This window comes from Anaerotruncus sp. AF02-27 (assembly GCF_003465835.1).
GTDB lineage: Bacteria > Bacillota > Clostridia > Oscillospirales > Ruminococcaceae > Anaerotruncus > Anaerotruncus rubiinfantis.
Genome location: NZ_QSBX01000008.1, coordinates 133173 through 141665, shown reverse-complemented (window position 1 = coordinate 141665; position 8493 = coordinate 133173). Strand labels below are relative to the sequence as shown.

Genomic DNA, 8493 nt, shown 5'->3' with positions numbered 1-8493 from the left:
GCATCATAGGGCTTTGCCCGCATATGAAATACCCCCGGCTATGCCGGGGGATTATTATTATAATATTTGATGAGCGCCTGGGTACCGTCGTCCCCAAAGCCCTCCTCCTGCAGCTGCTGGTACATGCCCAGCACCACTTCTGCTACCGGCAGCGAAAGGCTCACGCCGTCCGCGCCCTCCTTGGCGATGACAAGGTCCTTGATGTAATGCTTGATAAAAAAGCCCGGGGCGTAGTCGCCGGTCAGCATGCGCGGCGCGTTGTTGCTCATCTGCCAGCTTCCTGCCGCGCCGGTGCTGATTGCATCGAGCACGCCCTGCAGGTCGAGTCCGGCCGCTTTTGCGTAGGCGAGCGCCTCGCAAACCCCCGCGACCGCGCCAGCGATGGCGATCTGGTTGGCCATCTTGGTGTGCTGACCCGCGCCTGCCGCGCCCATATGGCGGATATTCTGCCCCATTGCGGAGAAGATCGGCATGCAGGTGTCGAAAGCCGCTTGATCACCGCCAACCATGATGGCGAGAGTCGCGTTTTTTGCCCCCACATCGCCGCCGGAAACCGGTGCGTCAAGTGCAAAAATGCCGCGCGCTTTGGCGGCTTCATAGATTTCGATGCTCAGCTTGGGGCTGGTGGTGGTCATATCGATCAGATAGGCGCCTGGCTTCGCGTTTGCGAGAATGCCATCCTCGTTAAAGTAAACCTGGTGTACATCCTTTGGATAGCCGACAATGGTGATGACCGCGTCCTGATCCTTTGCACACTGTCCGGGGGTATCCGCCCAGGCGGCCCCTTCGGCAATGAGCCCGTCGGCTTTCGATTTCGTGCGGTTGTAGACGGTAAGCGAAAAGCCTGCTTTCATCAGGTTGCGGGCCATGCTCTGGCCCATCACGCCGAGCCCGATAAATCCAATTTTCTTCATTGGGAAATCCTCCATTTCCATTTTTAAAATTCCATTTCTATTTTAGGCGCATCGAATCACAAAAGCAATAGTGCTGCTGTACGAAATGTGGTATACTGGGGACAGATTATGGGGAAAGCGGGGATAAAATCATGCAGTTTCATCCAACGGTTTACCGGTATCCTTCCCGGCGCAATGTTGTTTATGCCGGGAAAGGGATGGTTGCCACCGCCCAGCCGCTCGCCGCACAGGCGGGGCTGGAAGCGCTGCGCCGCGGCGGCAATGCAATTGACGCGGCCATTGCCGCCGCAACGGCGCTGGTTGTGGTGGAGGCCAGCTCCACGGGCATCGGCGGGGACGCGTTTGCACAGGTCTGGAGCGGGGGAAAGCTCTATGGGCTCAATGCCAGCGGCCCGGCGCCCCGTGCGATCAGCGCGGAGAAGCTGTGGGCAAAGGGGCACAAGGAGATGCCCAAATATGGTTTTGACGCGGTGACCGTTCCCGGCGCGCCGTCCGCATGGGCCGCGCTGAACGAACGCTTCGGCCGCCTGCCGCTGGAGACAGTGATGCAGCCCGCCGTTTCCTACGCGCGGGAGGGGCATCCGGTTTCAATTGCGAACGCCCGTGATTGGCAGGAGATGTACGCGCTCTACCAAAAGGATCTCAAAGGTGATGAATACCGCCATTGGTTCGAGGCTTTTTCGATCGACGGACACGCGCCGAAAGCGGGGGAAATCTTCCGCTGCAAGGAGCTGGGGGATTCGCTCGAATCGATCGCCAAGACCAAAGCGGAAAGCTTCTACCGCGGGGACCTGATGGAAAAGATCGTTGCTTTTTCCGACCGGTGCGGCGGATGGTTCGCGCCGCGCGACTTCACCGACTTCAAACCGGAATGGGTCGAACCGATCAGTGTCCACTACCGCGGTTACGACGTGCACGAGCTCCCGCCGAATGGACATGGGATTGCGGCGCTGATGGCGCTTAACATTTTGAACGGATTTGATCTCGGTGCGCACCGAGAAACCGCGGAAAACTACCATCTCCAGCTCGAGGCGATGAAGCTTGCGTTTGTCGATGCGAAGCGCTACGTGACCGACGGAAGGCACTTGTCGATACCGGTTTCGGATCTGCTGTCCGAGGAATATGCCGCCGAACGCCGCAAACTGATCGGCCGCGATGCGATCCTTCCGCAGGCGGGCAGGCCGCAGCCAGGCGGGACGGTCTACATTGCCGCTGCGGACAACGAAGGAAACATGGTTTCCTACATTCAGTCGAACTATATGTGCTGGGGGTCAGGCCTGGTCGTGCCGGGCACCGGCATCGCCTTGCATAACCGCGGGAACAATTTCTCGCTCGAGCCGGGCCATGACAACCTCATTGCAGGGGGCAAACGTCCGTACCATACGATCATCCCGGGATTTCTCTCCAAAGATGGGAAACCGGTGGGGCCGTTCGGCGTGATGGGCATGTTTATGCAGCCGCAGGGGCATGTGCAGGTGGTGGCCAATACGGTTGATTTCGCAATGAACCCGCAGGACGCGCTGAATGCCCCGCGCTGGCAGTGGATCGAAGGAAAGACAGTTTATCTCGAGCGGGAGGTTCCCGCCCATATCGCCCAGGAGCTTGCAGACCGCGGGCATAAAATTGTAATTCTGAACGACAACGATTGTATGGGAAAAGGTGAAATCATCTGGCGGATGGAAAACGGCGTGCTCTGCGGCGGCGCGGAGCCGCGCGCGGACGGCACGGTCGCCGCGTGGTGAAAACAGAAGAAAGCAGCGCGTCCGCGTGCGGACGCGCTGCTTTCTTCTGTTTTTTACTTTTGATGCTGCCGGAGCAGCTCGGCATAGGCGGAAAGATCATCCGGGATATGGACCATTTTGCCGGTCCAGGCCGACTGGACCATGGCGCAGGACATACGCAGGCTGCCAAGGCCGTCTTCGCCGCGTGCGATGAGCGGTTCGCCGCGCAGGATCGCGGACGAGAAATTTTCCAGTATCCCCGCGCGCCAGGAGGCGGTGCCTTCCACTGGAATTTCGCGGACTGTGCAGGGTACCTTCTGATCGTACGGCTTGCGGTCGAGCTTGCGGTATTCCGGCTCTGGGCACTCCGCCTGGTAGAGATGGATTTTTCCATCTTCAAAAACCAGTTTTCCGTTGTCGGCGGCGATTTCCAGCCGGTTGGTGCCGGGCAGCTCGCCGGTTGAGGTGATCAGTGTGCCGGTCACACCGGAATTGTATTCCATATAGGCGGTGACGTCGTCTTCCGTCTCGATTGGATGATATTTGCCGAAACTGCAAAAGGCCTGGATGCGGTCGGGCACGCCGAACATCCATTGCCACAGATCGAGGGTGTGGGAACACTGGTTGATCAGTACGCCGCCGCCTTCGCCCTTCCAGCTTGCACGCCAGCTGCTGGAAGCGTAGTACGGGTCGCAGCGATACCAGTCGGTGATGGTCCAGCCGATCCGCTTCAGCCGGCCAAGCTGTCCGCCCTGTACCAGCTCGCGCAGTTTTTGATAAACTGGTTCTGTGCGGATATTAAACATGATTCCAAACACCTTGCCGGACTGCGCTGCCGCGCGGTTCATTTCCTCAACGCTTTGCGGGTCGATACCAGCGGGTTTTTCCACCATCACATGCAGGCCGTTTTTGAAAGCAGCAATCACCTGCTCCGGGTGGAATTTGTGCGGCGTCGCGATGATAACCGCGTCAATAAGTCCGGAACGGAACATTTCATGATAGTCGGTGAAAAAGGGAAGATCGCATCCGAAAGCCTCCCGGCAGCGCGGCAGACAGCTGTCGCTGCGGCTGCTGATGGCCGTGAGAATGCCGTCCGGGACACTTCCGTCCAAAAGAGATTTTCCATGGATCAAACCGATAACGCCCATACCGACAATTCCAAATCTGACTTTCTCCAAGCTGTTGCGCCTCTTTTCGTTAGGATTTTATACAGTATAGCATAATCGCGCGGTGGTTCCTAGTCTGGAATTTGCCAGCGGTGGATTTTGATGACAGACTGGCTGGCACGGAATGATGCAGAAATCCCCACCCGGATTGGAGTGGAGATTTCTTCTTGCGGGATGCATGATTTTCAAAAAAAATTGCCACTTTTCTGGTGAAAGCCATGAAAGGGGAACTGGATATGAAATGGCAGAAACTTTGGATTTATCCGCTTTGCCTGTCGATGCTGCTGACAGCCTGCGCGCCCGCGCCGGTTTCGTCCAGCGAGCCGCAGCAGGCGGTGAATAGCGGGGAAACGTCAGAACCGGCGGCGCCCGCGCCATCCGGCGCGTCCGCCGCTTCGTCTTCCGAACCCGGATCGCAAAAGACCGAAAAACTGCCCGCTGCGGTGGGCGGCGTGCTTGACGCGCAGGGTGTCGGCGCGGTGAACGGATTTGGCTTCCGGCTGTATGAACAGCTTTATAAGGAGGATGAAAACACCTTCCTGTCGCCGGTGAGCATCTATCTTGCATTCGGGATGCTGCAAAACGGCGCGGCAGGGGAAAGCGCCGAACAGCTCGGGAATCTGCTTGGACAACAGGATACCGCCGTGCTGAACGCATTCTGCCAGCAGCTGCAAAAACAGCTCCTGGAGGAACGCGGGGAGACCGATATGCGGCTTTCCAATTCGCTTTGGATGCGGGAGAGCGCCGCTAAGGATATCCGGCAGGAGTTTGTGGACGCCGTGCAGTCGGCTTTCAGCGCACATGTGGAAGCGCTCGATTTTGACAGTGCCGAGGCTGCCGGGAAGATCAACAACTGGATCAAAAGCAATACCAACGGCCTGATTGAAAAGCTGATTGAAGGGGAAATTGATCCGAACACGGTTATGTATCTGGTCAACACGATCTATTTCAAAGCGCAGTGGGAGGATGCCTTCGATCCCGGCCGTACGCGGGAACAGGATTTCCATGCGCCGTCCGGGGATATCAAGGTGCAGATGATGCGGCGCGAGGCAAACTTTGATTATCTGGAAAACGACCAGTATCAGGCAATCCGGCTGCCATATAAGGATGGAAAGACTTCTATGATTGTCCTGCTGCCACGGGAGGGTGAAACGAATTTTCTCAAGACGGTAAACGCCGGGCTCATCGAAAGCGTGCTTGCGGATCTCGTATCGCGTAAGGTGTTCTTCGGGATGCCGAAGATGGATCTGCAGTATGGCACCAGCCTGATCGATGCGATGAAGGCGCTGGGTGTGACCGACGTGTTCGAGGAAAACGCGGATTTGAGTGGTATCACCGGCGACCAGAGCCTCTATGTGAGCAGCGCGGTCCATAAGACGGCGCTTAAGGTCGATGAGGAGGGCACCGAGGCCGCCGGCATGACCGGGCTTGGGATCGCTGGCAAATCGATGGCGCTCGATCAGACCGTAATGGTCTGCGACCGCCCGTTTTACGCCGCGATTGTGGACAATGAAACCGGGCTCATCCTATTCGGCGGGGCAATTATGAGTCCGTAAAAACAAAGTGAAAATACCGTCCGGCGATTTTGCCGGACGGTATTTTTGTGCTATGATATTTGCAGCTGTTTTGATGGAAAGGGGAAAACGCCATGCGGCTTTTTATCGCGGTGAATCTGTCCGGGGAGGCTGGGGAACAGCTCTGCCGGACAATCGGGCATTTGCGCAAACTGGCTGTGCGCGGCAGCTTTACCCGGCGGGAAAACCTGCATCTGACCCTTGCGTTCCTTGGAGAAACCGCAGAGGTGGATACGGCCAAAGCGATCCTGGATGCGGTGGGGCGATTTGGACCGATTCCGCTTGTCTTTTGCGGGATTGGGAGCTTTTCCGGACGCGGATCGGAAAAACTCTACTGGGCCGGGGTGGAAAGATCGAGCCCTTTGTATGATTTGCAGGCAGAGCTCTGCAAAAATTTGCGGGAGGCGGGCTTTGCGCTCGAGAGCAGGCCCTTTTGTCCGCATATCACCCTTGGCAGAGAGGTGATTCTCGCGCCAGGCGTCGATGCAAAAAGGCTGGAAGGGCTTATGGAGCCGGTTGCTATGCAAGCGGAGCGGGTCAGCCTGATGCGTTCCGACCGGGTTGGAGGGAAAATTGCCTATACGCCTGTTTACGAGCGGCTGCTTTGATGCGGTACAGTCCGGATGAGGCAATTTCAACAGAATATCCGGCGATACGCCGCGCAGATTCTCCGCGCGGCGTATCGGATTTCCATGTCCGGATATGGTACAATATCCGCAGGGACAAGAGGCGGGGCCGTTGGCCGCGCGGCTTGGCGCTCCGCTGCGGTCCAATCTTGTTGGAAAGCCATTTGCGGCCGGGATGGGAAGCTTCCATCCCCATTTTAGAGGAAATCGGAGGATCGGTATGATCAAGTTAATTGCCAGTGATCTGGATGGTACGCTTTTGCAGAACGGCGCGCAGAAGCTGAATCCGGAAGTTTTCCCGCTTATCCGGGAGCTGCGCCGCAAAGGGATCGTCTTTGCCGCGGCAAGCGGAAGACAGTATCCGAATCTGCGCAGGCTGTTTTCACCGGTGTGGCAGGATATGATTTTTCTGGCGGAGAACGGTGCGCTGATGATGCAGCACGGGGAAGTGATCGCATCGTATCCCGTCGCGCGGGAAATCGGCCTTGCGATTATCCGGGACATCGAAACCTATGGACGCTGCGAGGTGCTGCTTTCGGGAAAACACACCTCCTATCTGCACACAAGATCCAAAGATTTGGCCGCCGCGCTGCTCTATGACACCCGCAACGCTGTGACGATTGTGGATGATTTTGCGCAGGTGGACGAACCTTTCCTGAAAATTTCAGCATTCGATCCGGAAGGTATCGAACATGCGGCGGCGCATTTCCAGGAGAGATGGGGCGGCGTGGTTTCGGCGGCTGTTTCGGGCGAGGAATGGATGGATTTCACGGTTGCCAACAAAGGTGGGGCCATCCGGCTTTTGCAGCAGAAATTCGGCTTTCAAAAGGCGGAAATGATGGCTTTTGGAGACAATTACAACGACCTGCAGATGCTGGAGGCTGTTGGGCATGGCTATATCATGGAGAACGCAGCCGAACCGCTCAGGGAGCGCTTTCCGCTGCATGCCAAACGTGTGGAGGATACACTGGCAGCCTTCCTGGAGGGAAGGCTGTTATAAAAAAGGCGGCTGCTGGGCAGCCGCCTTTTTTATAGTTCCTCGCGGAAAAGCCTCTTTTTCCAGATCCCGCTTGCATAAAAAGCATACGAAAGCGCTGCCGCAATCGTCCAGCCGACCGGCCAGGCGATCCAGATGCCGACGGAGCCAAGCCGCGCGGCCAGCACAAAGGCCAGCACCACCCGTAAAATGAGATCGGAAAAGGTGGCGATCATAAAGGGCACCATTGCGCCGGAGCCGCGCAGGACGCCATCTGCGATGAGTTTGACTGAAACGACAAAATAAAATGGTGAAACTACGCGCAGGAAGGCGGAACCCGCCGCAATCACGTCGGTATTCTCGGCATCGAGGAAAATACCCATCATTTGTCCGCTGAATACAAAAAAAGCCACGAAGAAACAGCTTACCACGCACAGTACCATAATGAGCCCGGCTGTGAAGCCACGGCCAATCCGATCGAGTTTTCCGGCGCCGATGTTCTGCGCCGTGAAGCTGGAAAGCCCGTTTGCGAGGGTGGTGAAAGAGGTGATTGCAAAAGTGTTGAGCTTGCCCGCAGCCGAGAAGCCCGCGACCACTGCCGCGCCGAAGGTGTTCACCAGCCCCTGCACAAACAGGTTGCCGACTGAGATAAAGCTCTGTTGCAAAATGCTCGGCACGGCAATGACCGCGACACGTCCAAGCATCGGGAAAGAAAACCGTTCAACCGCGCCCCCGGAGGGGACCGCCCGCAGCCGGAAAACGAGCGCCGCGAGCGCTGAGGCCGATGAAATCCCCTGCGCCAGAAAGGTGGCCCATGCCACGCCTGCCACCCCAAATTTAAAAACGATCACAAAAACAAGGTCGAGCAGGATATTGCCGAGTGACGAGGCGATCAGAAAATATAACGGGGTGCGGGAGTCGCCGAGCGCGGTGAAGATTCCGGTGCAGATATTATAGAGAAACACGAAGAGAAGCCCGCCGGTATAGATGCGCAGATAGAGCTCCGCGTCTGAAAAGATCTCCTGTGGGGTATGCAGGAGCCGCATCAGCGGGCCGCAGAACCAAAATCCCGACAGGGTGAGCAGAAAACTGAGCGCCGCGCTCGCAATAAGAGAAGTGCTGACGGCGGTTTTCATCTTGCTGAAATCCTTTGCGCCGAACAACTGTGAGATCACGACCGAGCAGCCGATATTGGAACCGGTCGCAACCGCCATGAAGATCATTGTGACCGGAAAGGAGGCTCCAACCGCGGCGAGCGCGTCCATGCCGACATACTGCCCGGCGACGATGCTGTCCACAATGTTATAGAGCTGCTGGAAGACCACGCTCAGCAGCATGGGGATGGAAAACCGCCAGAGAATTTTGGCGGGAGAACCTTCGGTCATATCGGTGAGCATTTCCGAACCTTCTTTACAATTAAATCCCGAACCATTATACTACGATGGAACCGGTTGGAAAAGCTTTTTGGCGTAAAAATGCACGGGGTAATTGACGGAATTTTCACATTGTCGTACAA

The 8493-nt window shown here is 56.9% G+C and carries 7 protein-coding genes; 4 read left to right on the top strand and 3 right to left on the bottom strand.

The genetic code is table 11. The features are described 5' to 3' along the window. Positions 1–38: 38 nt before the first annotated feature. A complete protein-coding gene (locus DWV16_RS08780; RefSeq protein ID WP_118478791.1) occupies positions 39–929 on the bottom strand; it encodes an NAD(P)-dependent oxidoreductase in 891 nt (296 codons plus the stop codon). Between the two features lie 116 nt (positions 930–1045). Between DWV16_RS08780 and DWV16_RS08775 the strand changes: the two genes are divergently transcribed. Beyond that, complete coding sequence (locus DWV16_RS08775; protein ID WP_118478773.1) at positions 1046–2656, top strand: gamma-glutamyltransferase family protein; 1611 nt, start codon at positions 1046–1048, stop codon at positions 2654–2656. A gap of 53 nt (positions 2657–2709) precedes the next feature. Here DWV16_RS08775 and DWV16_RS08770 read toward each other — a convergent pair whose 3' ends face one another. Beyond that, positions 2710–3813: a Gfo/Idh/MocA family protein gene (locus DWV16_RS08770; protein ID WP_066458318.1), complete on the bottom strand. Its 1104-nt coding sequence runs from the start codon at positions 3811–3813 to the stop codon at positions 2710–2712. A 224-nt stretch (positions 3814–4037) separates the two neighbouring features. Here DWV16_RS08770 and DWV16_RS08765 point away from each other — a divergent pair, with 224 nt between their 5' ends. The 3 genes from DWV16_RS08765 to DWV16_RS08755 all read left to right on the top strand — a co-directional run bounded on the left by DWV16_RS08765 (position 4038) and on the right by DWV16_RS08755 (position 7001). Continuing rightward, on the top strand, positions 4038–5357 hold the full coding sequence (locus DWV16_RS08765; protein ID WP_158572831.1) for a serpin family protein: 1320 nt from the start codon (positions 4038–4040) through the stop codon (positions 5355–5357). Positions 5358–5449: 92 nt separating this feature from the next. Next, on the top strand, positions 5450–5983 hold the full coding sequence (gene thpR, locus DWV16_RS08760; protein WP_118478769.1) for an RNA 2',3'-cyclic phosphodiesterase: 534 nt from the start codon (positions 5450–5452) through the stop codon (positions 5981–5983). A gap of 238 nt (positions 5984–6221) precedes the next feature. Continuing rightward, complete coding sequence (locus tag DWV16_RS08755; RefSeq protein ID WP_158572830.1) at positions 6222–7001, top strand: HAD-IIB family hydrolase; 780 nt, start codon at positions 6222–6224, stop codon at positions 6999–7001. A 29-nt stretch (positions 7002–7030) separates the two neighbouring features. Here the strand turns inward: DWV16_RS08755 and DWV16_RS08750 are convergent, their stop codons facing one another. After that, entirely contained in the window at positions 7031–8374 is a 1344-nt protein-coding gene (locus tag DWV16_RS08750) for an MATE family efflux transporter (protein ID WP_118478765.1), read from the bottom strand. Positions 8375–8493: the final 119 nt, after the last annotated feature.